This window comes from Devosia beringensis, assembly GCF_014926585.1.
Lineage (GTDB): Bacteria > Pseudomonadota > Alphaproteobacteria > Rhizobiales > Devosiaceae > Devosia > Devosia beringensis.
This window is the reverse complement of the sequence record NZ_CP045422.1, coordinates 661,620-684,519: the sequence shown is the minus strand read 5'-3', so window position 1 is coordinate 684,519 and position 22,900 is coordinate 661,620. Positions and strand designations below refer to the sequence as shown.

Here is a 22,900-nt window from a genome sequence, read left to right as displayed (position 1 = left end):
AACCCACCGGTCGTTTGCGGTGGTCGCAGTCTTTGGCTTCAGGGTAGCGCTTACGCCTGAATCGCTTACTGCAGAATCCGGTCAAGATTATATTCACCCGAGCGGATGCGGTCGGGGAGCATGGCGACGAGGTCCGCTGCGGCTTCGTCGCCATGCAGCTTGACCAGGGTTGCGAGCGCGGCGAACAGCGAGGCATGGGCCAGCGAACCGGTCTGCACGCCATCTTCTTCGGCGTCGTTCCAGGCTTCGGCCAGGTATTCGAGCGCAATCTGGCGTTCGCCCTGTTCGCGGTCGAAAACGCCAAGGCCGGAGGCCGGAGTGAAACTGGTCTTGCTCGTGGTCATGGTATCTCAACTAGCACAGGCGGGGGCGGCGGGCGCGGCGGAAGTAACCCGAAGGTTAACAAAACCTGCGCATTTATAGCGATGTCCACAGCTCAGGCCAGCCTATTCGGCAAACCGGGCGTGAATGTCGCGGGCGATGCGCTCGGCCTCCTGCAGCAGGCGGCTGAGCGCCTCCTGCGCTGCCGGTGTACAGGCATGATGGAAGCGCGCATAGGCGGTATAACCGGCATTGAAGGCGCCGGCCAGTCTCTGCCTTCGGTCTTCGTCAGGCTGGTCCAGGGCAATCAGCTCGGCCATCTGGGCGCGCCAGTCCTCGCCGCTTCTATTGCAGAGCGGCTGCAGGAAATAGAGGCTCCCCATGATCTCGGAGAGCCGCTCCATCTGCCGCTGATAGGGCGGGTCGATGGCCAGCGCGGGCAGGGGCGCCAGCACCAGGAGCAGGGCAAGAACGAGAATGCGCAGCTGGTTGGTCATGGCGGTCCGCAGGTTGGCGCTACCCTCTATCAGCTTTGCGCCAATATGGTGAAGGCCCTCGCCAACACGTCATCCAGCCGGCTGGTGGTGCGCAGGGCGATCAGCGCCGTCGGATCGACCCAGAGGTGGTCGGCCACCTCGTCGGAGGCCACCACCTTGCCGGTGAAGTCGCCGGTGACAAAGACCTGCAGCCGGAACGCCAGGTCCCGTCCCAGGGCCTGCAGCATGACCGGACGCGGATTGCGGATGGTGACGCCGATCTCCTCGGCGATCTCGCGGATGGCGCATTGCTCGATGCTCTCGCCCGGCTCGAGGCGTCCGCCCGGCAGGGTCCACAGCCCCTTATAGGGGTCATAGGCGCGCTTGATCAGCAGCACCTTGCCATCGCGCACCAGGGCGACGCTGGCAGCATTTGGGAGATCGGTGGGTTGGTCGTGGGTCACTTTGCGTCCGATTGCGATTCGCTGATGCACAGACTACCTGTTGTTGGCCAATTGGGAGATACCGAACATGTGCGGCCGCTACGCGTCCACCCTGCCGCCCGAGATGATGGAAGAGCTGTTCAAGCTGCTCAACCATATCGAGCTGGTGCCGCGCTACAATATCGCGCCCACCCAGCCCGTGGTGGCCATCTGGGAGGAGGGCGGCCGCCGCGAGGGCCATTTCGCCCGCTGGGGACTGGTGCCGCGCTGGGTCAAGGATCCGCGCGAGTTTCCGCTGCTGGTCAATGCGCGGGTGGAAACCATGGGCGAAAAGCCCGCCTTCCGCGACGCGCTCAAGCATGGCCGCTGCATCATCCCGGCGAGCGGCTATTACGAGTGGCACACCAATCCCGACAAATCCAAGCAGCCCTATTACATCACCATGGAAGATGACCGCCCCATGGCGCTGGCGGGGCTCTATGCCACCTGGGTCGGCCCCGAAGGCGAGGAGATCGACAGCCTCGCCACCATTACCGTGCCCACCAATGCCCAGCTCGAACCCATTCATCACCGCATGCCGGCGATCCTGGAGGGTCAGGCGATCGACGACTGGCTCAATGTACGCGAGGTGCGGGCCGATGCCGCCGCGCAGCTGGTGCTGCCCCTGGCCGACGGCGCGCTCAAATTTCACCCGGTCTCGACACGGGTCAATTCTGCCCGCGATGATGATCCCGGGCTGATCGTGCCGGTAACGCTGGAAAAACCCGAGCCGGTTCGGCTGAAGAAAGCGGCCGGTGGCGGTCAGCTCGATCTGTTCTAGACGCCGATCTCGAAATAGCCCAGCGCGTCGCCCATGGCATCTTCTTCATAGCCCAGATGGGACAGCAGCACGCGTTCAAGCGCCTGGTAGACCTCTTTGGCATCGTCGAAATGGCTGGGGCTCGGATCGCCGGCCAGCGCGTTGAGCGCATCGACCAGCGCCAGCAGCAGCTCATGCACCACCACATGCTCGGCAGCCAGCCGCTCGGCAATCGCCTTAAACACGCCGCCCTGCTGGGCCAGCGCCGGGAAAATGGCATAGTCCTCGATGGAATGGTGCGTATGCACCACCTGGCAATATTGGCCGCACAGATTACCGAAGCGGCGATAGTTCGAGACCATGGCCAGGCTGTCGGTTTCCGCGGCGATCTCGGCCGGGGTCACGCTGCCGGCCGCGGCGCGCTCGATCAGCTTGCCCAGAGTTTTCATATTGTCGCGCAGATGGTCGTGAATCATCCGCAAATGCGCGCCGGGCTGCCGCTGTGCGTCAGTCAGGCCTTCGAGCTTGGGGGCGGGGGGACGCGTAGCGTCGTCGAGAAAAGCGATATTGAGCAACATGGCCGATAGATGGAGCGGTTTGCCGGCAAGGGCAAGACGGCACCAATTTGTGACTGTCAGCCGAGCATTTTTCCCGGATTGAGAATCCCCTTGGGATCGAGCGCCATCTTGATCGCCCGCATCATGTCGAGCGCCACCGGGTCTTTCACCTGCCGCAACAGGTCCACCTTGAGCTGGCCGATACCATGTTCGGCCGAAACCGAGCCGCCCAGCCTGAGCACGATGGCATAGATTGCCTCATGCAGCTTCTCGTCATTCTCGGCCATGAAGGCCTTGGGGTCGGCGCCGACCGGCTGGCTGAAATTGAAGTGGATATTGCCATCGCCCATATGGCCAAAGGGCACCGGGCGAATGCCGGGCACCAGGCGCTCGGCCACGGCAATGCCCTCGGCGATCAGCTCTGGTACCGCGGCAATCGGCACAGAGACGTCATGCTTGATCGAGGCGCCTTCCTTCGATTGCACCTCACTCATCTGCTCGCGGAAGGCCCACATCCGCGTGCGGTCGGCCAGCGATTCGGCAAGTACCGCATTGTCGATCAGCCCCTTGTCGAAGGCGGCCTCGACGGCCGCCTGCAGCGCCCCCGGCGCCGTGCCGGCCATGCGCGAGACTTCGATCAAGGCGTACCAGGGGGAGGGCGAAGCGGTGGGATCGGCGTCGAGCATGCCCTGCCGCAGCTGCATTTCCAGCCCCAGATGCGGCATGATCTCGAAGGCATTGAGCCGCCCGCCAACCCGGGCGCGCAGCAATTCGAACAGCGGCAGCGCGGCCTCGGGCCCGGCAATGTTGACCAGCGTGGTCTCATAGTCTTCCGGCTTGGGGAAGATCTTGAGCGTCGCCGCGGTGATGATGCCCAGCGTGCCTTCGGCGCCGACCAGCAGGTCGCGCAGGTCATAGCCGGTATTGTCTTTCTTGAGGGAATTGAGCCCCTGATAGAGCCGGCCATCGGCCAGCACGGCCTCGACCCCCATCGTCAGTTCGCGCGCATTGCCATAGGCCAGCACATTGACCCCGCCGGCATTGGAGGACAGCAGCCCGCCAATGCGCGCCGAGCCCTGCGAGGCCAGCCAGAGCGGGAAGATGGTATTTTCCGCTTCCGCCGCCTTGTGGGCGTTTTCGAGGATCACCCCGGCCTCGGCCGTCATCGTGCCGGCGGCTGTGTCGACGGCGCGGATGCGGTCGAGCTTGCCCAGGCTGACAATGACCTCGTCGCCGCGCAGCGGCACCTGGGCACCGACCAGGCCCGTATTGCCGCCCTGCGGGATGATGCCGACGGCGTTTTCATTGGCCCAGCGCACAATCGCCTGCACCTGTTCGACCGAAGCCGGCAGGGCCACGGCGGCCGCGCCGGTATGGAAGCGCTTGCGCGGCTCCCTGAGATAATTGCCCATCTGCTCGGGCAGGCCGATCACGCTATTGGCGCCGAGCAGAGTGGTGAGTTGGTCGATAATGCTGGCGGCGGCAAGGGACATGGGAAACCGGATGTTGGGCTGCAGCGGCCGCAGCGGTGGGATATCGACAATGAACCATGGGCCCGCTGCCAGGCAAGCACCGCCTGCTCGGGCACATGGCTGCCACGCGCCGGCACCGGTAGCATGATGGACGAATTCGGCTACGTTAATATGAGCTTTAACGGTGCCGGCCTAAAGCTTGCGCACCATGGGGCGGGCGACAGCCCTGACCACGACCGAGACGGCGGGCCGAATGGCTTGCCCCAGAGCCGGCTTGATGTCGGCAAGAGCAGGCAGGATCATGACGAGCTATCAGTGGCCGGACTTCTATTTTGCCCGGCATGGCGAAACCGACTGGAACCGCGAACAGCGCTACCAGGGCAGCCGGGATATTCCACTCAACAAGACCGGACAGCTGCAGGCCGACGCCAATGGCCTGCTGCTGCGCGAGATGCTCGAGCGCGACGGCGTCGATCCGGCTTCGCTGCGCTGGTTTGCCTCCCCGCTCAGCCGGGCGTCCGAAACCATGGACCGCATGCGCGCCGCCTTCGACGGGACGCTGCCGCCGGTCATCCATGACAAGCGGCTGATCGAGATTTCCTTCGGCAATCTCGAGGGTCGTCTGCACTCCGAAATCAACCGCGAAATGGCCCTGGCCCCGGGCGAACGCGACGCCAGCTACTGGCACTTCCGGCCGGAAGGCGGCGAGAACTATCAGGACGTGGCAGAGCGCCTGCTCGATTTTGCCCAGGAACTGACCCAGCACACCGTGGTGGTCGCCCATGGCGGCGTGCTGCGCGTGTTGCGCCATCTGGTGGAGGGCACCGAGCGCGGCGAAGTGCTCAACTGGCCGCCCCCGCAGGGCGTCATCGCCCATTTCGTCGGCAACCGCATGACGCTGCATTCGGCCACCAGGACCTGGGATGCCGACTGAGCGCGCCGAGCTTGATTGACCACTCGGCCTTGGGCCCCTAGAACGTCGGCAACATCCGGGGTCTGCCATGTCATTCAATACCTTTGGCCATCTGTTCCGCTTCACCACCTGGGGCGAAAGCCATGGGCCGGCGCTCGGCGTGGTGGTGGACGGCTGCCCGCCGGGCCTGACCCTGACTCCGGAAATCATCCAGCGCGACCTCGATCGCCGCAAGCCGGGCCAGTCAAAATATACCACGCAGCGCCGCGAGGCCGACGAGGTCAAGATCCTCTCCGGCGTCTTCGAAGACGAGCGTACTGACGGGCCGCGTACCACCGGCACGCCGATATCCCTGCTGATCGACAATACCGACCAGCGCTCCAAGGATTATTCGGAGATCCGCGACAAATATCGTCCCGGCCACGCCGATTATACCTATGACCAGAAATATGGCATTCGTGACTATCGCGGTGGTGGCCGCACCTCGGCGCGCGAAACCGCCGCCCGCGTCGCCGCCGGGGCCATTGCTCGCCAGGTGCTGACCGGCATCACCATCCGCGCCAGCCTGGTGCAGGTCGGGCCGCACAAGATCGACTACGCCAATTTCGACTGGGACCAGGTCGACCAGAACCCCTTCTTCTGTGCCGACGCCACGGCGGCGGCGCTCTGGGCCGATTACCTCGACGGCATCCGCAAGGAGGGCAATTCGGTAGGCGCGGTGATCGAGGTTGTCGCTGAAAATGTTCCGGCCGGCTGGGGCGCGCCGATCTATGGCAAGCTCAGCGCTGACCTGGCCTCGGCCATGATGAGCATCAATGCGGTCAAGGCGGTGGAAATCGGCGCCGGTTTCGATTCCGCCAGCCTCACCGGCGTCGACAATGCCGACCAGATGCGGGCCGGGGCGGAAAAACCCTATTTCCTCTCCAATCAGGCCGGCGGCATTCTGGGCGGCATTTCCAATGGCGATCCGATCGTCTGCCGCTTTGCCGTCAAGCCGACTTCCTCGATCCTGACGCCGCGCCAGACGGTGACCACGGCCAACCAGGACACCGACATCATCACCAAGGGCCGCCACGATCCCTGCGTGGGCATTCGCGCCGTGCCGGTGGGCGAGGCCATGATGGCCCTGGTCCTGGCCGACCACTTTCTGCGCCACCGCGGTCAGACCGGCCGCGACGGCGCGGTGGGCTTCGAGCGGAACTAGCCGCGCGGCCGCGTTCGCTTCAGGGTGCGGCCGATCTTGGGACCAGCCCGATCCTCGATGAAGCAGAATGCCCGGTTGAGCCAACCAAAGCGTTTGCGCAGCCGCGCCACCGTCCGGGCCGCGTGGCGATTGGTGGCGATCAGCAGGAAGACCGACAGCGCCATCAGCGGCACGCCGAGCGGGATGGGCGTCGGTGCCAGGATCAGCCCGATGACAAAGACGATCAGCAGCAACGGTGTCAGCAGGTAGCTCACGGCGCAGTCCCTCAGACGAGGACGGCATTCTTCCTGAAAATTGCGACAGTTTCCGTATTGCCGTCGCCGCCGGTGATCGGCGAGGGGATGGACTGGCGGTGCGCAAAGCCCTGCTCGGCCATGAAGGCGATCATTTCGGTCAGTGCGGTGGCGATGGCCTCTTCGCTGCGCACAATGCCGCCCTTGCCGACATTCTTGCGACCGACTTCGAACTGCGGCTTGAACAGGATCACCGCATCGGCGCCGGCGGCGCACAGCGCCAGCGGGCCGGCCAGCACCTTGGTGACCGAGACAAAGCTCACATCGGACACCAGCAGCTCGATCGGTTCGGCGATCATCTCTGCGGTCAGGTCCTTGGCATTGACGCCTTCCATGCTGACCACGCGATCGCTGCCCTTGAGCCGCTCGTGCAACTGCCCATGGCCCACGTCGACGGCATAGATGCGCCGGGCGCCACGCTCCATCAGCACCTGGGTAAAGCCGCCGGTCGAGGCGCCGATATCCACGCAGGCCTTGTCCCGGGGATCGATGCCGCCGGCATCAAGCCCCGCCACCAGCTTGAGCGCGGCGCGCGAGACATAGTTGGCCGCCGGATCGCTGAGCGCGACCACATCGTCCTTGCCCACCATCTGGTTCTGCTTGACGGCGGTGACGCCATTGAGCGTTACCGTGCCGCGCAGGATGGCGTCACGGGCGCGGGCGCGGCTGGGCACGAGGCCCCGCTGTTCCATGGCCAGGTCGAGGCGGATGCGCTCGCTCATCCCTCCACCAGCCGCTTGACCTTGGCGGCCGCGGTATCCTGGTCTTCCTCATAGGCGATTGTGCCCTGAAACGTGCCGTCGGCCTTGATCAGGAAGGTCAGCGCGGTGTGGTTGACCAGATAGTAGGGATCGCCGGGTTCGCCGGTCTTTTCCGAGAACACGCCAAAGGCCGTCTTGGCATTTTCGGTCTCTTCGAGACTGCTGGCGACGAGGCCGATAATGCTTGGGTCAAAGCCCTCGACATAGCCCTTGACCATCTCGAGCGTGTCGCGCTCGGGGTCGACCGAAACGAAGATGATGCGCAGCTGTTCGGGCGTCAGGCCGAGCTTGGCCCGGATGGCCGTGGTTTCCGCCAACGTTGTGGGGCAGACATCGGGGCAGAAGGTATAGCCGAAAAAGATCAGGCTCGGCGTGCCCACCAGGTCGTCCTGGGTAAAGGCACCACCCCGCGTCGAGTTCAGCGCGAATTCCTGGCCCGTAATGCCCAGCGGCCGGGCAGGGGGCTGGAATACGAACAGCGCCGTGGCGCCCAGGGCGACAAGGCCGACCAGGGTCCACAGGATGATGCGGAACGTGCGCAGGGATTTGGGAGTCGTCATGTCTGGTGCTGGCCCTTCGGGCTAGGCGTCGAGCGGCTCGGTGCCAGTGGCAACCCCGTCGCGCGACAGCGTGATCTTTTCGATGCGGGCCTCGGCGGCCTTGAGCAGGGCCTCGCAATGGGCCTTGAGGGCCTCGCCGCGCTCATAGATGGCGATCGACTCGGCCAGCGGGGCGCGGCCGGATTCCAGCTTGCCGACGATTTCTTCCAGCTGCGCCAGGGCGGCCTCGAAGCTGAGCGTCTTCACATCGTCATTGTCGGCCATCAGCAGATTCCTATTCATCGAGGCGCCCGATGGCGCCGTCCATCAGCATGGCCACATGGTGGGAAACCCCGCCGGCCAGTCCCTTGAGGTCATAGCCACCTTCGAGCAGCGAGACAATGCGATTGCCGCACATGCGGTCGGCCACGTCCATCAACTTGCCCGTGAGCCAGCCATAATCGGCCGAACTCCAGTTGAGCTGGGCCAGCGGATCGCGCGCATGGGCATCAAAGCCGGACGACAGCAGGATCAGGTCCGGGGAGAAATCGATCAGCGCAGGAATGATGCGGGTGAGATAGGCGTCGCGCATCGCTGCGCCATCACTGTTCTCGTCCAGCGGCACGTTCAATATATTGCCAACGCCGGTTTCGCTGGGCTTTCCGGTGCCCGGAAACAGCGGCATCTGGTGGCTCGAGGCATAGAAAACGCTCGGATCGGCCTTGAAGATATCCTGCGTACCATTGCCGTGATGCACGTCGAAATCGACGACGGCGATGCGCTCGGCGCCATATTTGCGCTGCGCCTCGCGCGCCGTGATCGCCACCGTATTGATCAGGCAGAAACCCATTGGCGTGGCGATCTCGGCATGGTGGCCGGGCGGCCGAATGGCGCAGAAGGCATTGTCGACTTCGCCCAGCAGCACCGCGTCGAGCGCGTCGAGGGCGCCGCCGAGGCCGGTGGCGGCCACGGCCAGCGAATTGGCTGAAATGAAGGTATCCGGGTCGAGCTGGCCGATGCCCTCGGCCGGCCGCGCGTCGCGCAGCCTGGCGAGATAGCGGCCGTCATGCACCAGCTCGGCCAGCGTGAGGTCGCCGCTCGGCGCCTCGCGCCGGATCAGCTTGTCAAAGCGGCTCCGCAGCAGCGCCTCCTCGACGGCGGCAATGCGGTCTGCGCGCTCGGGATGACCCTGCGGCGTCACGTGGTCGGCAAAGTTGGGCTGGCTGAGGAGCAGCGTGGTCACGCGGGGCGAGTCTCCTGTCGATTCGTCACTTCGTCTTGACGCGCCGGGGTCGGGTTGTCAAACAGCGCTCACCACTATGAACGGATGACGGATGACAGCGGACCCAAAATCGGTCGAAGACGCCGCGGTGCTGCTGCGGGCGGGCCAACTTTGCGCCTTTCCCACCGAAACCGTCTACGGCCTGGGCGCCGATGCGACCAATGCCGACGCCGTGCTCTCCATCTATGAGACCAAGGGCCGGCCGCGCTTCAACCCTCTGATCATCCATTGCGCCGACCTTGCCATGGCCGAGACCCTGGCCGAATTTTCGCCGCTGGCGCGCCTTCTGGCCACGCTCTGGCCCGGGCCGCTGACGCTGGTGCTGCCGGCCCGCCCCGGCAATGGCCTCGTCGACGTGGCCACGGCCGGGCTCGACAGCGTCGGCATCCGTATTCCCGACCATCCCCTGGCGCTGGCTTTGCTCGCCAAGGTCGGCCGACCGCTGGCCGCGCCGTCGGCCAATCCTTCCGGCAAGCTCTCGCCCACCACGGCCGAGCAGGTCCGCCTGGGCTTTGCCGGCGCGGTGCCCGTGCTCGACGGCGGCCCCTGCCAGGCCGGCGTCGAATCCACAATCATAAGGGTCGAGGGCGATCGGCTGGTGCAGCTGCGGGCCGGCGCCCTGGCGCGCAGCGAGATCGAGCGGCGCCTGGGCGTGACGGTTGAACTGGCCGAGCAAGGCGAGGCGATCACGGCGCCCGGCATGCTGGCCAGCCACTATGCGCCCAGGGCGCTGCTGCGGCTAAATGCCGAGCCGCGCGCCGGCGAGGCTTTTCTGGCCTTTGGGCCCGCACCGGCCTTTGCCGGGCCGATGCATAACCTGTCGCCGAGCGGCGACCTGCACGAGGCGGCACGCAACCTGTTCTCCATGCTGCACGCACTCGATGCACTGGGCAAAGCCATGATCGCGGTGGCGCCGATACCCGATACGGGCTTGGGCGAAGCCATCAACGACCGGCTGCAGCGTGCGGCAGCGCCAAGGGGGTAGGGTGGGTTGTTTAACCCCCTCCTAGCCTCCCCCTGAAGGGGGAGGGACAGATGGTGTACTTGGCAATATCGCGCACACCGCTCGGAACGGTCCCTCCCGCTTCAGCGGGAGGTTAGGTGGGGCGTTTAGTCCCGCACCTTGTAGGGCTTCTGGTCGCGCATGAACCGTGCCAGGGCTTCGAGGTCGGCGTCGCCGCCCGGCGGCAGGATGACCTTGAGATTGGCATAGAGGTCGCCATCGCCGTAAAGGCCCTTGCCCTTGAGGCGCAGGGCCTTGCCGGTATCGATTCCCGGCGGCAGGTTGAGCTCCACCGAGCCGTCCAGCGTCGGCACGCGGACCTTGGCGCCGAGAACCGCTTCATAAAGCGTGATCGGCACATCGGTGCGCAGGTCGGCGCCGTCGCGGCGGAACTGCTTGGATTTGCCAAAGCGCACGGTGACGAGCGCGTCGCCCGCTTCGCCCATGCCTGCGGCGCCCTGGCCCTTGAGGCGGATCTGCTGACCCTCATCGACCTTGTCCGGCAGCTTGACCGACAGCACCTTGCCGCTGGGCATGCGCACCTGGATGGAGGCCGCCTTGTGCGCCTCTTCCAGACTGACCGTGGCATTGACCACGATATCCTCGCCCTTCATCGTGCGTCCGGCGCCGGGCCCGCCCGCGGCTGCCCCGGCAAACGGATCCCACTGCGCTCCGCCGGCACCCGGGCCGCGACCGGCACCGGGACCGGGACCGCCGCGCGGCTGGCCGCCAAAGCCGCTCATGAACTCCTTGAGAATGTCCTCGGCGGTGAAACCGCCTGCTGCCGTGCGGCCGCCACGCTGCCCGCCACCCGGGAAGCCAGCAAATTTGGGGTTGCCGTCAGCGTCGATTTCACCGCGGTCGAACTGGGCGCGCTTGTCGGTGTCATTGAGCAGATCATAGGCATTGGTCGCCTCGGCAAACTTGCCGTGCGATGCAGGATCGTCTGGGTTTTGATCGGGGTGATATTTCTTGGCCAGCTTGCGGTAGGCGGACTTGATGTCCTTTTCGCTCGCTGAACGGGGCACCCCAAGCACGGTATAGGGATCGCGCATTTGGTCCATTCAATTGATGCGGGCGTTGCTTCGCCCCGGTTTCGAGTCCTATATGGCCACCGACCCTCGGCTTGTCCAGTTTTGTGCGTCAAAGAGATGAGATTGATATGCTGCAGACCCTGACGGAACGCCTGTTCGACGATGGTGACCGCACCGCGCTCGACCCGCTGGCGCTGTTCGAGGAATGGTTCGCGCTGGCCGGGGAAGCCGAACCCAATGACCCGCACGCCATGGCCCTGGCCAGTGTCGATGCCGACGGCATGCCCGATGTCCGCATGGTGCTGCTCAATGCCCGCGACGAACGCGGCTTCACCTTTTTTACCAATTTCGAGAGCACCAAGGGCACCCAGCTGCTGGCCCAGCCCAAGGCGGCCATGGTGATGCACTGGAAGTCGTTGCGCCGCCAGGTGCGGATGCGCGGCCCCGTCGAGGTCGTGACCGAGGCAGAGGCCGATGCCTATTTTGCCAGCCGGCCCAAGGGCAGCCAGATCGCGTCGTCGGCCTCGCGGCAATCGCGGGTGCTCGACAGCAAGCTGACCCTGCTCGACGCCGTGTCGCTGCTGGCCACCGAGATCGATGACGGCGTGGTGCCGCGGCCGCCGCACTGGTCCGGCTTCCGCCTCGTGCCCACCAGCATCGAGTTCTGGAAGGATGGCGAATTCCGCCTGCATGACCGGGTGCGTTTCACCCGCACCGGCGCTGGCCAGGCCTGGACCAGCGCGCGGCTCTACCCCTAGGGCGGGCTGCCATGGCCATGCAGCAGGGGCCCGGCCAGCCGGTGCCAGTGCGGTTCCGGGGCAGGCGAGGCGACCTGGCCCTCCTGCTGTTGCGCGGCTATCTGCTGCTGGTGCCCACCATCGGGCTTTATCGCTTCTGGCTGCTCACCTGGAAGCGGCGCTTCTATTGGGGCCATACCGATATCGACGGCGATAGCCTGGAATATACCGGCAATGCCATGCAGCTGCTGGTCGGCTTCCTCATGGCGCTGGCGGTCTTCCTGCCGCTCTATGGCCTGCTGTTCTATCTCTCCACCCTGGCGCGCGACGCAGCCATTATCGGCTATGCCGGCATTGCCCTGGGCCTGTGGTTTCTCTCCGGCTACGCCATCTACCGGGCCCGCGACTTCCGCCTGTCGCGCACGCTCTGGCGCGGCATCCGCTTCGACCAGACAGGCAATGGCTGGGCCTATGGGTTGCGCCGCTTCGGCTGGAGCCTGCTGATGCTGGCCACTCTGGGCCTGGTCTATCCGCTGATGGCCACCAGCCTATGGCGCTATCGCTATGACCATACCTGGTATGGCGATCGCCGCTTCGGCTTTGCCGGTCGCTGGCAGCAGCTCGCGGCACCGTTCTACGTCACCTATGCCGCCATCGTCCTGATCGGCGGCACCGGCGCGACCCTGGCCATCAGCATGGGCGCGCTGCCCGATGGCGGGCCGGTTGAGCCACTGGCTTTTCTACCGCTGGCCGCCGCCGCCCTGATCATCGGGCCGCTGACGCTGCGCTACCAGGCGCGCCAGCTCAGTCTGTTTTATTCTTCCGTCCGGCTGGGCGATGCGGTGCTGACTGTGCGGCTGCGCGGACGCGCGCTCCTCTGGCAATATGTGCTGTGCGGCCTGGCCCTGCTCGTCGCCTTTGCTGCCCTGGCCCTGGGCGGGGTGGTCGTGCTCGGCCTCGTCGCGCGCGAGGCCTTTGCCGGTGGCGGCTTTGACGCCGATATCTTCTTCCAGCAGATGCAGGGGAGCCTGCTTACCCTGGGCGCCATCATCACCGGCTACCTGCTGCTCTTGGGCGCCTTTACTGCGATCACCGAGCTGTTCATCGGCCTGGGCCTGTGGCGGCTGCTGGCCAGCAGCGCCAGTATTGCCGGGGTCGAGAGCCTCCGCACCGTACGTGCCCGCGCCGAGGACAAGGCCCTGGCCGGCGAGGGCCTGGCCGATGCGCTCAATGTGGGGGGCTACTGATGCCCGTGCTGGCGCGCTATTACGACGGCAAGGTCGCCGCGGTGCGCCCGGTGCATCTGCATTATCTGGCCGAATATGAATCCGGCGCGCTGCTGATCAATGATGCCATCGATGGTAGCGAGGTCGCCCGCTGGGCCGCCAGCGACCTCTATCAGCGCCATGGCAGCGACGACCGGCTGCGCCTTGCCGCCACCGGCCAGCCCGATGGCGCCCAGGTGGTGGTCGAGGGCACCAACACCATTGCCCGCATCCGCGCCACCCTGCCGGCGCTGCAGTCCCGGCAGCGGCGCGAGGCCGGGCGCCAGATGCGCCTGGCGGTCATGGCCACGCTGGCGCTGGCGGCGGTGATCCTGGCCTATCTGTTCGGCGTGCCGCTGCTGGCCAGCCGCATCGTGGCTCTGGTGCCGCCCGCCTGGGAGCAGCGTCTGGGCGCCACGCTTGCCGAGCAGATGGAGTCCAGCCTGGGCGGGCTCGAACTCTGCGACCCCGATCCCGACAGTCTCGCCAACCGCGCTTTGGCCCGCTTTGGTCAGGCGGCGCTGGCGGGCAGCGACACGCCCTTCACGCTGACCATCAATATCGCTCGCTCCGATGTTCCCAATGCCTTCGCCTTGCCGGGCGGGCAGGTCTATTTCCTCTCGGCGCTGCTCGATCAGGCCCGGACCGAGGACGAGTTCGCCGGCGTGCTGGCCCATGAGATCGGCCACGTCGCCCATCGCCACGGCATGGAGCAGCTGCTCTCCTCGGCCGGCACCGGCGCGCTGATCGGCTTCATCCTGGGCGACATGACCGGGATTTCCGTGGCGGCGGGCCTGGGCGCCACCATCATCGATACCCGCTTTTCCCGGCAGGCCGAACGTCAGGCCGACGTCTTCGCCGCCCAGGTGGCCCAGCGCCTCGATTTCGAGCCGGCGGGCCTGGCCGATCTGCTCGACCGCGTTGGCCGCGACGATGATTTCGCCCGCGCCCTGGCCCTGCTCAGCAGCCATCCGCTGACCGCTGACCGCAAGGCGGCGCTGAACCAGCTGAGCCTCGGACGGCCCGCCGGGCTTGCGCGTCCCTTCAGCCTGGCCGAGTGGCTCGCCATCAAGACCATGTGCGGCGGCGACCTCGAGCGGCGCAGCACCCCCATCGATGTGGGTAAAACCCTGATGAAATGACCGGCCACGGCCAAATCTTCAAATTCGGGCAAGAACTTGCCGCTATGTCTGGGCGCATCCAAGCAATGGCGGCACCATGCGCATACTGATCCGGACATCGCGATGGGCCATCTGGGCGCGCCGACTGGGCAGCGTCGCGGTGCCGCTCGTCGTCCTGTCGGTGCTGCTGCACCACCTGCGCCTGATCGGCAGCGAGGCCTTCGTCAATGCCGCGCTGGGGGGGGCACTGGTCGCCGGCCTGGCAGTGCTGGCCGGCATCATCGCCCTGGCTCGGCTGTGGCAGACGGGCGATCGCGGCTGGGGCAGTTCGCTGCTTGGCCTGTTCCTCGGCCTGCTCTGTCTGGTCCCCTATGCCTGGTATGGCAGCCTGGCGCTCACCTATCCGCCGGTCACCGACCTCGCCACCACCGCCCGCGACGGGCTGCCGCTGGTCTTTGAGCCCGGCACCGTCTCCATGCCGCCGCCTTTGCTGCTGACACGGCAACAGGCCGAAACCCTGTTTCCCAGCGCCGAGACCCGCATCTATCCGCTGAGCCAGGCCCAGGTCTTTGCCCTGGTCGAACAGCTGGTTGCCGATGCCGGTTGGGACGTGCGTCGTGTCCGGGCGCCCGATGCGGCCTTCGATCCGGCGCTGCTCAATGCCCAGATCGTGACGCTGCCGGGCTGGCGCGACGAGGTGGTGCTGCGCGTCACCGGCGACGAGGCCAGCGCCGTGGTGGACATGCGCTCGGCCTCGCTGCATGCCCCGCACGATTTCGGCGCCAATGGCCGCCGCATCGAGCGTTTCCTGGCCGATCTCGACACCGCCGTGACCGTGCTGCTGCGCGACAATCCCACGATCAACCAGCCCGAGATCGAACCGGATGCGGACGTCGTGGTCGAGGATGACGCGCCGCCCGCAAACTAGTCCAGACCCTGTTCAGTCTTTCGGCGCCGGGCTGATCCGCACGCCGAACAGGCTCCGGCGCAGGCTGACCCGGCCCAGACCCGCCAGATATTCCACATGCGCCATGATCGTCATGCTGGCCGCCCGCCGCACCAGCAGGTTTTGCTGCGGATAGATGGCGTCGACGATGGCCCCGACGCGGTGCGCGCCAGCCTCGACCGCGGCAATCACCTGTTCATTGCGCTGCTGCCGGTGCGCCCTGAGCGCTGCGGCAAAGACGGGGCCATGCGCGATCGGCCCGCCATGCGCCGGTACGTAAAGCTGCTGGGGCAGGGCGATGACCTTGTCCAGCGAGGCCAGATAATCCGCCATCGACCCATCGGGCACCGAGACCAGGGTGGAGTTCCAGCCCATGACGTGATCGCCGCTCAGCAGCACATCGCCCAGGCCGAAGGCCAGATGATTGGCGCAATGGCCGGGCGTGGTGTGGACGCTGAGGCTGACATCGCCCGCCGCAATGGTTTCGCCATCGACCAGCGTCCGGTCGGGCACCAGGTCCCAGTTGCAGGAACGCGCCAGCCGGTTGCGCTCGAATCGGTGCAGCGGCCGCGACAGGCGGTGCGGCCCGCCGAACCAGATCGGCACGCCAAATTCCCGACCCAGCCGCGCCGCCGCGGCGCTGTGGTCGCGGTGGGTATGGGTCAGGATGATGGTTTCGAGCGCCCGGCCGCCGATGGCCCGGCGCAGCGCATCGAGATGGGCTTCATCATCCGGGCCGGGATCGAGCAAAGCCAGCCGTTCATGGCCGATCAGAAAGCTGTTGGTGCCGGTAAAGGTATAGGCGCTGGCATTGGGCGCGGTCACCCGCACCAGCCCGGGGGCCACCGGCACGGCCATGCCGGTCTGCGGCTCAAATTGGCGTTTGAAGGCGATAGGGGCGGCCATTGCGCTCTCGGGGACAGCAGATTATGAAGTGACATTACGAATTGGTGAGCGTCCCGGCACAGGGATGCCGGTTCCACGAATGCATGGAAGGTAAGAAATGGCCGTCACTTTGACCACGCCCAACACGCTGCTTGGCCTTTATCAGCCCAAGGGTGACACTGCCAAGCTGGTGTCCAATCTGGTGACCGTCGTGCTCGGCACGCTGCTCATCACCATCTGCGCCAAGATCAGTGTACCGGTCTGGCCCGTGCCGATCAGCATGGGCAGCTTCGCCATTGCCGCCATCGCTGCGGCATTTGGTTTGCGCATCGGCGTCGCCACAGTGGCGCTCTACTTGCTGGAAGGCGCATTTGGTCTGCCGGTCTTCATTAGCGGCGGCGGTCTCGCCTATATGGCTGGTCCCACTGGCGGTTTTCTTATCGGTTATCCGCTGATGGCGGCAATCATCGGCTGGGCCGCCGATCGTGGCGCATCCGGCAAGCCGATCGCGCTGTTTGGCGCCATGATCGTCGGCAATGTTGTCCTCTATGCCCTGGGATTTACCTGGCTGCTGACCATGTCCGGCCAGGCTGGCTGGATTGACCAGAACAATGTCGTGGCATCCGCCTTTGCCGGCGCCGTGCAGCCCTTCATCGTCTGGGACATCCTCAAGATGGCTCTGGCTGCCCTCACCGTTACCGGTGCCTGGACGCTCATCGCCAAGCGCTAGACGCTGGTCGACATTTTCAACGAAAGCCGGCCCCCGCGGCCGGCTTTCTGTTTTTGCGAGTATGCATGGCCGTCACCCCCTGGACTCTGCTCGATACGGCCACGGTGCCTGGCGGCGAAGGCGATCTGCGCCTGATGCAGCGCGGCAGTGAATTCTGCATCATGACCGGCTCGACCGCGCTGATGAACAGCCGCATGAGCGGCTCGGAAGAGGCGCTGGCGAGTCTCAGCTGGGCCGCCATCAACACGCACAAGCAAGCCCATATGCTGATCGGCGGGCTGGGCATGGGCTTTACCCTGCGTGCGGCGCTGGCCATCCTGCCGGCCGATGCCCGCATCACCGTGGCCGAACTGGTGCCCGCCGTGGTCGCCTGGGCGCGCGGGCCAATGGCGGACGTGTTCGGCACCAGCCTCGACGATCCGCGCGTCACCATCCGCCTGGGCGATGTCGGCACGGCTCTGGCCGGCGAGAACCGCTATGATGCCATTCTGCTCGATGTCGACAACGGCCCCGAGGGGCTGACGCGCGATTCCAACCAGCAGCTCTACAGCGTCAAAAGCCTGCGCCGCACCCTGACCACTTTGCGCCCCGGCGGGGTGCTGGCCGTATGGTCCTCCCATACCAGCGCCCCCTTCACCAAGCGGCTGGCCACGGCCGGCTTTGCCGTGCGCGAGGAAAAGGTCCGGGCCCGCGGCAACAAGGGCGGCGAGCGCCACCATATCTGGCTCGCCAGACGGCCGGCAGCCAAACCCCAGACCCCGTCCGGCCCGCCTGCAGCTTGACGCTGGCGCGATTCTTCCCACTATCTGCCTGCTCTGCCGCAGGAAGCATGCCGCCATGAGCGATCTGAAGACTCCCGGTTTCGTCAGCGCACAAACCGTGGCCGAACGTGCCGGCGTGTCGCGCTCGGCCGTGTCGCGCACCTTCACCGCCGGGGCCAGCGTGTCGGAGGCGACGCGCCGCAAGGTGCTCGAAGCCGCCGAGGCCCTGGGCTATCACGTCAACCACCTGGCCCGCGGCCTGCGCGAACGCAGCAATATCGTGTGCCTGGTGGTCTCCAACATGACCACGCCGATTCGCGCCCGCATGGTCGACGTCATGACCCGCAAACTGCAGGCCGTGGGCAAGATCACCATGGTGATCAATACCGAAACCGATACCGCCAGCGTCTCGACGGCTTTGCGCCAGACCCTCAACTATCGGGCCGACGCCACCGTCGTGCTCTCGGGCACGCCCTCGGCCTCGCTGATCGAAACCTGCCTGGCCAATGGCCAGCAGGTGGTGCTGATCAACCGCGACGAGCAGCTCAGCGGCTCCAACAATCTGGGTGTCGACAATGCCCTGGCCGGGCGCGAGGCCTTTTACCTGCTGCGCCGGGCCGGCTGCCAGCGGCTTGGGCTGATCAGCTCCACCGCCCGCACGGCCAGCCTGGTTGAGCGCGAAACCGTATTCCTCGCCGCCGCCGCCGCGGCCGGCGTCGACGTGGCGGTCACCCGAGCCGGTCCCACCGTCTACGAGTCGGGGGCCGAGGCGGCGCGGCTGGTCTTCGGCCGCTCCAATAGTCCGGACGGAGTCTTTTGCGTCACCGACCTGCTGGCGCTCGGCTTCATGGATGTGGCGCGCGACGAATTCGGCCTCCGCATCCCCCAGGACCTGTGCATTATCGGCTTTGACGATATTGAACAGGCCGGCTGGTCGGCCTATCGGCTGACCACCTTTGCCCAGCCGCTCGAGGCCATGGCCGACCAGGTGGTGCAGCTGCTGCTGCACCCGGAATCCGGCAGTTCCCGGCGCATTGTCTTCGAACCGGTCCCCGTTTGGCGCCAGTCGGTTCGCCCTTCTGCGCAGTGATGTGCAAATCTTGCACAGCTGAGCAACGTCATAATTGTCATCAAAGCGTTATGCAGTCCCCCTAAGGAAGCTCCCATATTTCTTGGCCAATGCACTTGTGTGCAGTCGCCATCCGGTGTTTTCTGGTCTGCATTGCGACGCAGGCTGGCGAACCCCGACAAAGATTGGGATGCCTGCCGATTGCTGCCGCAATCTGGGGAGGAGCCCCATGAGGTGGGCGCGTCGGGACCGGTCCCGGCACGCCATGTGATCGTCCGATCCCGCATCGCCTCCGCGACCGGTGAGACAGCGCCGTGGTCCCGCCCGGGATCGCCTAGATGGGAGAATATGATGAAACGTCGTGCTTTTATGATCTCGGCTGCCGGTACCGCCGCCGGCATGCTGGTCCTGCCCCGCATGTCCTTCGCTGCCGAGGGCGTCATCGACGTCTATTTCAGCTCGGACCAGAACGTCATCGACTTCTGGACCAATGTGGTGAAGCCCAAATTTGAAGCCGCCAATGCCGGCATCACGCTCAACCTGGTTGACGGTGGCGACGGCGCCGGTGTCGCCGCCATTGGCGACCGCGCTCTGGCCGCTCTGGCCTCGGGCACCGATCCCCAGGCTGACCTCTTCGAAGGCTTCGACACCCGCGTCACGGTCGATGGCATTGCCAAGGGCCTCTATGTCGACTTCGAGGCAGCTGGTCTGTCCAACTATTCCAAGATCAACCCGCTGGCCTTCGACATTCCCACCAACCTGCCTTACCGCGGGTCGCAGGTGCTGCTGGCCTATGACACCACCAAGCTGGCGCCAGCCGACGCGCCCAAGACCTTTGCCGACCTCGTCACCTGGATCAAGGCCAATCCTGGCCAGTTCATCTATAACCGTCCCAACAAGGGCGGTTCGGGCGGCAATTTCGTCCGTCGCGCCATTTATGAAGTGAACGGCAAGGACCCCAGCCAGTTCACCGTCGACAATTACAGCGCCGACAAGAACGACACCATGCTCAAGCCCGCCTTTGACATGCTGCTCGATCTGGCCCCGTCGCTGTTCGACGGCGGCGCCTATACCTCGGGCAATACCCAGTCGCTGCAGCTGCTCGGCCAGTCGGCCGTCACCATGATCCCGGCCTGGTCCGATCAGGCCCTGTCGGCCATCGCCCAGGGCGTGCTGCCTGAGACCACCGGTCTCGTGCAGCTCCAGGATCTCGGCCTGCCCGGCGGCTTCACCAAGCTTGGCGTGCTCAGCAATGGTGCCAACAAGGATGCAGCCCTCAAGCTCGCCGACTTCCTGCTGACCGAAGAAATCCAGTCGGCCGTGCTGACCGAACTGGGCGGCTTCCCCGGCGTCAGCTGGGATCACGTCGCGCCTGAACTGCGCGAGAAGTTCGCCGACCTGATCCCGCAGACCATTCCCAATTTCCCGAGCGGCGATTGGGAAGCGGCCATCAATGACGGCTGGTATCGCGCCGTGGCACCAAACGTGGACCCCGCTTCGTGACCATGACCGCCCCGGACCAGATCGGGTCCGTTACACCCATCCGCAGGAGGCCTTATGGCCTCCTGCTCGTCGCCACGCCGGTGCTGCTGGTGCTCTGGCTGATCATCTGGCCGATCATCTCGGCGATCATCACCACGCTCTGGGTCAAGACGCCGGAGGGCAATGCCTTTTCCGTCGAGACCTACCGGTTCTTTTTTTCCGATGGCTATAGCCTCTCCAACCTGTCGATGACGCTGTGGACCACGGGCGTCTGCGCCATATTGCTGCTGCTGGTCTGCCTGCCCATCGCGCTTTACCTGCGCTTTTCCGACACCAAAGTGGCCGCCTACGTGCAGGGCCTGGCCATCTTTCCGATGTTCGTACCCTCGATCATCCTGAGCTTTGCCTTCATCCGCGTGCTGGGCCCCAATGGGACCGTCGACCTGCTGTTCAATGCCGTCGGCCTGCCGCATATCCGCTCGCCCTATCTGACGCCCTGGGGGCCCGTCATCGGCCTCGTCTGGGACAATATCCCGCTCACCGTGCTGATCCTGCTCTCGGGCCTGGGCAATGTCTCCAACCAGGCGGTCGAGGCTGCGCGCGATGTCGGCGCCGGCCGGATCGCGCTGCTCTGGCACATTATCCTGCCGCGCCTCTCCAATTCGATTCTGGTGGCCATTTCCTTTGCCGTGCTCGGCATCTTCTCGGCCTTCACCCTGCCCTATATCCTGGGCCCGGCCGCGCCCGAAATGATGGGCCCGTTCATGCAGCGCACCTTCCGCGATCTCTATGATCCGCAGACCGCTATTACCCAGGCCGTGGTCACCTTCGGCTTCTGCATCGTCTTCGGGCTCTTTTATGTGCGCTCCGTCGCCAAGAACAGGGCCGCATAAATGGCTGCAACACTCATCCATCGCAAGATCGACTGGACCGGCATCGCCTTTGCCGCCGTGCTGACCCTGGTCATCGTCTTCCCGCTGCTGGTCGTGGGCACCTGGGCCTTCACCAATGTCTGGCGCTATCCCTCGGTGATCCCGCAGGAATTCGGCCTGCGCTTTTGGAACCAGACCCTGGCCCGCGCCGACGTCTGGAGCTCGATTTCCATGAGCCTGACGCTGGCCTTCACCGTGACCGCTCTGTCCGCCGCCATCTGCCTGCCGGCCGCCTATGCCTTTGCCCGGCTCGATTTCCCCGGCCGCAACCTGCTGTTCTTCTCGTTCCTGGCCGGCCATGCCTTTCCCAAATTCGGCCTCTTGGTCGCCATTGCGGGTATCTTCTTGCAGCTCAACCTCATCGGCACCTTCTGGGGCGTGGTGCTGATCCAGCTGGTGGGCACGCTGCTGTTCATGATCTGGATTCCGGTGGCCGCCTTCCAGTCGGTCGACCGGCGCATGGAGGAGGCGGCCCGCGATGTCGGCGCCAGCCCCTTCCGCGTCTTCTGGTCGATCACCCTGCCACAGGCCGGCCCGACCATCGCAGCCGCGATCCTGCTCAGCTTTGTCGGCACCTTCTACGAAACCGAAGGCGCCTGGCTGATCGGCGCGCCACAAGTGCGTACCCTGCCGGTGCTGATGATCTCCTTTATCAATAACCAGCCGGTCATCCAGTATGGCGCAGTGCTTTCCGTGCTGCTCTGGGTGCCCAGTTTCATCGCTTTGCTGTTCGCGCGCCGGGTCGTCAATTCCGGTTCGTTCGCCCGCGGCTTCGGCGGCTAGGAAGACCCATGTCCGTTCTCAAGATCAACGATATCTCCAAGATTTTCCCCAATGGCACCAAGGCGGTGGACAGCTTCTCGCTCGACGTGGCCGATGGTGAGCTGGTCTGCCTGCTGGGGCCATCCGGCTCGGGCAAATCCACCCTGCTGCGCATGGTCGGCGGCTTCGAGACGCCCACCAGCGGCGCGATGACCATCGATGGCGAGGACATTACCCGCCTGCCGCCCGAGCGCCGCCCCACCGGCATGGTGTTCCAGAGCCATGCGCTGTGGACGCATATGAACGTCTTCAAGAACCTCGCCTTCGGCCTCAAGCTGCGCAAAGTGCCGGCCGACGAGATCAAGCGGCGCGTCGAGGGTGTGCTCGACCTGGTGGGGCTGGGCGGCTATGGCCTGCGCAGCGTCACCCAGCTCTCCGGCGGCCAGCAGCAGCGCGTGGCCCTGGCCCGCTCGCTGGTGCTCGAGCCCAAGATCCTGTTGCTCGACGAACCCTTTGCCAGTCTGGACCAGCATCTGCGCGAACGCCTGCGCGAAGAAGTGCGCGACATCCAGCAGCGCCTCAAGATCACCACCCTCTTTGTCACACACGGTCAGGACGAGGCGCTCTCGATGGCCGACCGTATCGTCGTCATGCGCGACGGGCGCACCGAGCAGATCGACCGGCCCGACGTGGTCTACCGCGCCCCACTCACCCCCTTCGTTGCCGGCTTCATCGGCTCGATGAATACGCTTGAGGGCGAGGTCACCGACGGCGTCTTCCGCACCGCCAATTTTGCCATTCCGCTGCCGGTCAGCAACGGTCCGACCACGCTTTGCGTCCGGCCCGAGGCGCTCGAGCTCAGCGTCGCGCCGCAGGGCGGCCACGGCACGGTGCACCGCGTTACCGATTTCGGCACCCATGGCCTCGTCGATCTGGCGCTGCCCGACGGCACGCGCATCAAGGCCATGGTGTCCCATCCCGACCTGTTCCAGCTGGGGCAGGGCGTGGCGCTGCACCCCAAGGCAATGGCCGCCTACCGCCATGGCGTGCTGCTGCACCGCACGGCGGTTGCTGCCGAGCTCATCAACCAGCCCGAGCCGCTCGACGCCTGAC

The 22,900-nt window shown here is 65.6% G+C and carries 27 protein-coding genes; 15 read left to right on the top strand and 12 right to left on the bottom strand.

The features are described 5' to 3' along the window. Window positions 1-65: 65 nt before the first annotated feature. The 3 genes from GDR53_RS03375 to GDR53_RS03365 all read right to left on the bottom strand — a co-directional run bounded on the left by GDR53_RS03375 (window position 66) and on the right by GDR53_RS03365 (window position 1,261). Window positions 66-344, bottom strand: a complete 279-nt coding sequence (locus GDR53_RS03375) for a hypothetical protein (protein ID WP_193336697.1) — start codon at window positions 342-344, stop codon at window positions 66-68. A gap of 102 nt (window positions 345-446) precedes the next feature. Beyond that, window positions 447-818 carry a TIGR02301 family protein gene (locus GDR53_RS03370; RefSeq protein ID WP_193336696.1) on the bottom strand — a complete coding sequence of 124 codons (372 nt, stop codon included), beginning with the start codon at window positions 816-818 and terminating at the stop codon, window positions 447-449. Window positions 819-847: 29 nt separating this feature from the next. Then, window positions 848-1,261: an NUDIX hydrolase gene (locus GDR53_RS03365; protein WP_193336695.1), complete on the bottom strand. Its 414-nt coding sequence runs from the start codon at window positions 1,259-1,261 to the stop codon at window positions 848-850. Window positions 1,262-1,328: 67 nt separating this feature from the next. On the opposite strand from GDR53_RS03365, the gene GDR53_RS03360 reads away from it, so the two are divergent. After that, window positions 1,329-2,060, top strand: a complete 732-nt coding sequence (locus GDR53_RS03360; RefSeq protein ID WP_193336694.1) for an SOS response-associated peptidase — start codon at window positions 1,329-1,331, stop codon at window positions 2,058-2,060. Here GDR53_RS03360 and GDR53_RS03355 read toward each other — a convergent pair. Further along, complete coding sequence (locus tag GDR53_RS03355; protein ID WP_193336693.1) at window positions 2,057-2,617, bottom strand: hemerythrin domain-containing protein; 561 nt, start codon at window positions 2,615-2,617, stop codon at window positions 2,057-2,059. The two genes, GDR53_RS03360 and GDR53_RS03355, sit on opposite strands and share 4 nt — an antisense overlap. 56 nt (window positions 2,618-2,673) lie before the next feature. Then, window positions 2,674-4,089: an FAD-binding oxidoreductase gene (locus GDR53_RS03350; protein ID WP_193336692.1), complete on the bottom strand. Its 1,416-nt coding sequence runs from the start codon at window positions 4,087-4,089 to the stop codon at window positions 2,674-2,676. Window positions 4,090-4,369: 280 nt separating this feature from the next. On the opposite strand from GDR53_RS03350, the gene GDR53_RS03345 reads away from it, so the two are divergent. Both GDR53_RS03345 and aroC read left to right on the top strand, forming a co-directional pair. Further along, the gene (locus GDR53_RS03345; protein ID WP_193336691.1) at window positions 4,370-5,002 is read left to right on the top strand and encodes a histidine phosphatase family protein; all 633 of its coding nucleotides are present in this window, start codon (window positions 4,370-4,372) and stop codon (window positions 5,000-5,002) included. Window positions 5,003-5,069: 67 nt separating this feature from the next. Then, the gene (gene aroC, locus GDR53_RS03340; RefSeq protein ID WP_193336690.1) at window positions 5,070-6,185 is read left to right on the top strand and encodes a chorismate synthase; all 1,116 of its coding nucleotides are present in this window, start codon (window positions 5,070-5,072) and stop codon (window positions 6,183-6,185) included. Here aroC and GDR53_RS03335 read toward each other — a convergent pair. From GDR53_RS03335 to GDR53_RS03315, 5 genes are read right to left on the bottom strand one after another with little or no spacing between them, the layout of a single operon-like run. Further along, entirely contained in the window at window positions 6,182-6,439 is a 258-nt protein-coding gene (locus GDR53_RS03335; protein WP_193336689.1) for a hypothetical protein, read from the bottom strand. The two genes, aroC and GDR53_RS03335, sit on opposite strands and share 4 nt — an antisense overlap. Before the next feature lie 11 nt (window positions 6,440-6,450). Next, window positions 6,451-7,200 carry a TlyA family RNA methyltransferase gene (locus GDR53_RS03330; RefSeq protein WP_193336688.1) on the bottom strand — a complete coding sequence of 250 codons (750 nt, stop codon included), beginning with the start codon at window positions 7,198-7,200 and terminating at the stop codon, window positions 6,451-6,453. Continuing rightward, on the bottom strand, window positions 7,197-7,799 hold the full coding sequence (locus GDR53_RS03325) for an SCO family protein (RefSeq protein ID WP_193336687.1): 603 nt from the start codon (window positions 7,797-7,799) through the stop codon (window positions 7,197-7,199). The genes GDR53_RS03330 and GDR53_RS03325 overlap by 4 nt, the downstream gene beginning before the upstream one ends. A gap of 21 nt (window positions 7,800-7,820) precedes the next feature. Further along, complete coding sequence (locus tag GDR53_RS03320) at window positions 7,821-8,063, bottom strand: exodeoxyribonuclease VII small subunit (RefSeq protein WP_193336686.1); 243 nt, start codon at window positions 8,061-8,063, stop codon at window positions 7,821-7,823. A gap of 10 nt (window positions 8,064-8,073) precedes the next feature. Further along, entirely contained in the window at window positions 8,074-9,021 is a 948-nt protein-coding gene (locus tag GDR53_RS03315) for a histone deacetylase family protein (RefSeq protein WP_193336685.1), read from the bottom strand. A 91-nt stretch (window positions 9,022-9,112) separates the two neighbouring features. Here GDR53_RS03315 and GDR53_RS03310 point away from each other — a divergent pair, with 91 nt between their 5' ends. Continuing rightward, window positions 9,113-10,045 carry an L-threonylcarbamoyladenylate synthase gene (locus GDR53_RS03310; protein ID WP_193336684.1) on the top strand — a complete coding sequence of 311 codons (933 nt, stop codon included), beginning with the start codon at window positions 9,113-9,115 and terminating at the stop codon, window positions 10,043-10,045. A 125-nt stretch (window positions 10,046-10,170) separates the two neighbouring features. Here the strand turns inward: GDR53_RS03310 and GDR53_RS03305 are convergent, their stop codons facing one another. Beyond that, the gene (locus tag GDR53_RS03305) at window positions 10,171-11,118 is read right to left on the bottom strand and encodes a DnaJ C-terminal domain-containing protein (protein ID WP_193337942.1); all 948 of its coding nucleotides are present in this window, start codon (window positions 11,116-11,118) and stop codon (window positions 10,171-10,173) included. Window positions 11,119-11,237: 119 nt separating this feature from the next. Between GDR53_RS03305 and pdxH the strand changes: the two genes are divergently transcribed. From pdxH to GDR53_RS03285, 4 genes are all read left to right on the top strand, one after another. After that, a complete protein-coding gene (gene pdxH / locus GDR53_RS03300) occupies window positions 11,238-11,855 on the top strand; it encodes a pyridoxamine 5'-phosphate oxidase (RefSeq protein WP_408639795.1) in 618 nt (205 codons plus the stop codon). A gap of 11 nt (window positions 11,856-11,866) precedes the next feature. Further along, the gene (locus tag GDR53_RS03295; protein ID WP_193336682.1) at window positions 11,867-13,081 is read left to right on the top strand and encodes a DUF898 family protein; all 1,215 of its coding nucleotides are present in this window, start codon (window positions 11,867-11,869) and stop codon (window positions 13,079-13,081) included. Beyond that, entirely contained in the window at window positions 13,081-14,241 is a 1,161-nt protein-coding gene (locus tag GDR53_RS03290; protein ID WP_193336681.1) for a M48 family metallopeptidase, read from the top strand. The genes GDR53_RS03295 and GDR53_RS03290 overlap by 1 nt, the downstream gene beginning before the upstream one ends. A 76-nt stretch (window positions 14,242-14,317) precedes the next feature. Then, window positions 14,318-15,148 (top strand): DUF1499 domain-containing protein, encoded by an 831-nt coding sequence (locus GDR53_RS03285; RefSeq protein ID WP_193336680.1) that lies wholly within the window; start codon window positions 14,318-14,320, stop codon window positions 15,146-15,148. A gap of 12 nt (window positions 15,149-15,160) precedes the next feature. On the opposite strand, the gene GDR53_RS03280 is transcribed toward GDR53_RS03285, so the two are convergent. Then, window positions 15,161-16,072, bottom strand: coding sequence for an MBL fold metallo-hydrolase (locus GDR53_RS03280; protein WP_193336679.1), 912 nt, complete (start codon window positions 16,070-16,072; stop codon window positions 15,161-15,163). A 97-nt stretch (window positions 16,073-16,169) separates the two neighbouring features. Here GDR53_RS03280 and GDR53_RS03275 point away from each other — a divergent pair, with 97 nt between their 5' ends. The 7 genes from GDR53_RS03275 (at window position 16,170) to GDR53_RS03245 (ending at window position 22,899) form a co-directional block, all read left to right on the top strand. Further along, complete coding sequence (locus GDR53_RS03275; RefSeq protein WP_193336678.1) at window positions 16,170-16,781, top strand: biotin transporter BioY; 612 nt, start codon at window positions 16,170-16,172, stop codon at window positions 16,779-16,781. 65 nt (window positions 16,782-16,846) lie between these two features. After that, on the top strand, window positions 16,847-17,563 hold the full coding sequence (locus tag GDR53_RS03270) for a spermidine synthase (protein ID WP_193336677.1): 717 nt from the start codon (window positions 16,847-16,849) through the stop codon (window positions 17,561-17,563). 55 nt (window positions 17,564-17,618) lie between these two features. Continuing rightward, complete coding sequence (locus GDR53_RS03265) at window positions 17,619-18,632, top strand: LacI family DNA-binding transcriptional regulator (RefSeq protein ID WP_193336676.1); 1,014 nt, start codon at window positions 17,619-17,621, stop codon at window positions 18,630-18,632. Between the two features lie 330 nt (window positions 18,633-18,962). After that, window positions 18,963-20,114 carry an extracellular solute-binding protein gene (locus GDR53_RS03260; RefSeq protein ID WP_193336675.1) on the top strand — a complete coding sequence of 384 codons (1,152 nt, stop codon included), beginning with the start codon at window positions 18,963-18,965 and terminating at the stop codon, window positions 20,112-20,114. A 2-nt stretch (window positions 20,115-20,116) separates the two neighbouring features. Beyond that, window positions 20,117-20,986: an ABC transporter permease gene (locus GDR53_RS03255; RefSeq protein ID WP_193337941.1), complete on the top strand. Its 870-nt coding sequence runs from the start codon at window positions 20,117-20,119 to the stop codon at window positions 20,984-20,986. Beyond that, entirely contained in the window at window positions 20,987-21,808 is an 822-nt protein-coding gene (locus tag GDR53_RS03250) for an ABC transporter permease (protein ID WP_193336674.1), read from the top strand. It abuts the gene before it with no gap. 8 nt (window positions 21,809-21,816) lie between these two features. Then, window positions 21,817-22,899 (top strand): ABC transporter ATP-binding protein, encoded by a 1,083-nt coding sequence (locus GDR53_RS03245; protein ID WP_193336673.1) that lies wholly within the window; start codon window positions 21,817-21,819, stop codon window positions 22,897-22,899. Window position 22,900: the final 1 nt, after the last annotated feature.

Bases quoted from the DNA above. Each gene is read 5' to 3' on its own strand.
- GDR53_RS03375 (WP_193336697.1), bottom strand. From the start codon at position 344: ATGACCACGAGCAAGACCAGTTTCACTCCGGCCTCCGGCCTTGGCGTT.
- GDR53_RS03370 (WP_193336696.1), bottom strand. From the start codon at position 818: ATGACCAACCAGCTGCGCATTCTCGTTCTTGCCCTGCTCCTGGTGCTG.
- GDR53_RS03360 (WP_193336694.1), top strand. From the start codon at position 1,329: ATGTGCGGCCGCTACGCGTCCACCCTGCCGCCCGAGATGATGGAAGAG.
- GDR53_RS03355 (WP_193336693.1), bottom strand. From the start codon at position 2,617: ATGTTGCTCAATATCGCTTTTCTCGACGACGCTACGCGTCCCCCCGCC.
- GDR53_RS03350 (WP_193336692.1), bottom strand. From the start codon at position 4,089: ATGTCCCTTGCCGCCGCCAGCATTATCGACCAACTCACCACTCTGCTC.
- GDR53_RS03345 (WP_193336691.1), top strand. From the start codon at position 4,370: ATGACGAGCTATCAGTGGCCGGACTTCTATTTTGCCCGGCATGGCGAA.
- aroC (WP_193336690.1), top strand. From the start codon at position 5,070: ATGTCATTCAATACCTTTGGCCATCTGTTCCGCTTCACCACCTGGGGC.
- GDR53_RS03330 (WP_193336688.1), bottom strand. From the start codon at position 7,200: ATGAGCGAGCGCATCCGCCTCGACCTGGCCATGGAACAGCGGGGCCTC.
- GDR53_RS03325 (WP_193336687.1), bottom strand. From the start codon at position 7,799: ATGACGACTCCCAAATCCCTGCGCACGTTCCGCATCATCCTGTGGACC.
- GDR53_RS03320 (WP_193336686.1), bottom strand. From the start codon at position 8,063: ATGGCCGACAATGACGATGTGAAGACGCTCAGCTTCGAGGCCGCCCTG.
- GDR53_RS03310 (WP_193336684.1), top strand. From the start codon at position 9,113: ATGACAGCGGACCCAAAATCGGTCGAAGACGCCGCGGTGCTGCTGCGG.
- GDR53_RS03305 (WP_193337942.1), bottom strand. From the start codon at position 11,118: ATGCGCGATCCCTATACCGTGCTTGGGGTGCCCCGTTCAGCGAGCGAA.
- GDR53_RS03295 (WP_193336682.1), top strand. From the start codon at position 11,867: ATGGCCATGCAGCAGGGGCCCGGCCAGCCGGTGCCAGTGCGGTTCCGG.
- GDR53_RS03290 (WP_193336681.1), top strand. From the start codon at position 13,081: ATGCCCGTGCTGGCGCGCTATTACGACGGCAAGGTCGCCGCGGTGCGC.
- GDR53_RS03285 (WP_193336680.1), top strand. From the start codon at position 14,318: ATGCGCATACTGATCCGGACATCGCGATGGGCCATCTGGGCGCGCCGA.
- GDR53_RS03280 (WP_193336679.1), bottom strand. From the start codon at position 16,072: ATGGCCGCCCCTATCGCCTTCAAACGCCAATTTGAGCCGCAGACCGGC.
- GDR53_RS03275 (WP_193336678.1), top strand. From the start codon at position 16,170: ATGGCCGTCACTTTGACCACGCCCAACACGCTGCTTGGCCTTTATCAG.
- GDR53_RS03270 (WP_193336677.1), top strand. From the start codon at position 16,847: ATGGCCGTCACCCCCTGGACTCTGCTCGATACGGCCACGGTGCCTGGC.
- GDR53_RS03265 (WP_193336676.1), top strand. From the start codon at position 17,619: ATGAGCGATCTGAAGACTCCCGGTTTCGTCAGCGCACAAACCGTGGCC.
- GDR53_RS03260 (WP_193336675.1), top strand. From the start codon at position 18,963: ATGAAACGTCGTGCTTTTATGATCTCGGCTGCCGGTACCGCCGCCGGC.
- GDR53_RS03255 (WP_193337941.1), top strand. From the start codon at position 20,117: ATGACCGCCCCGGACCAGATCGGGTCCGTTACACCCATCCGCAGGAGG.
- GDR53_RS03250 (WP_193336674.1), top strand. From the start codon at position 20,987: ATGGCTGCAACACTCATCCATCGCAAGATCGACTGGACCGGCATCGCC.
- GDR53_RS03245 (WP_193336673.1), top strand. From the start codon at position 21,817: ATGTCCGTTCTCAAGATCAACGATATCTCCAAGATTTTCCCCAATGGC.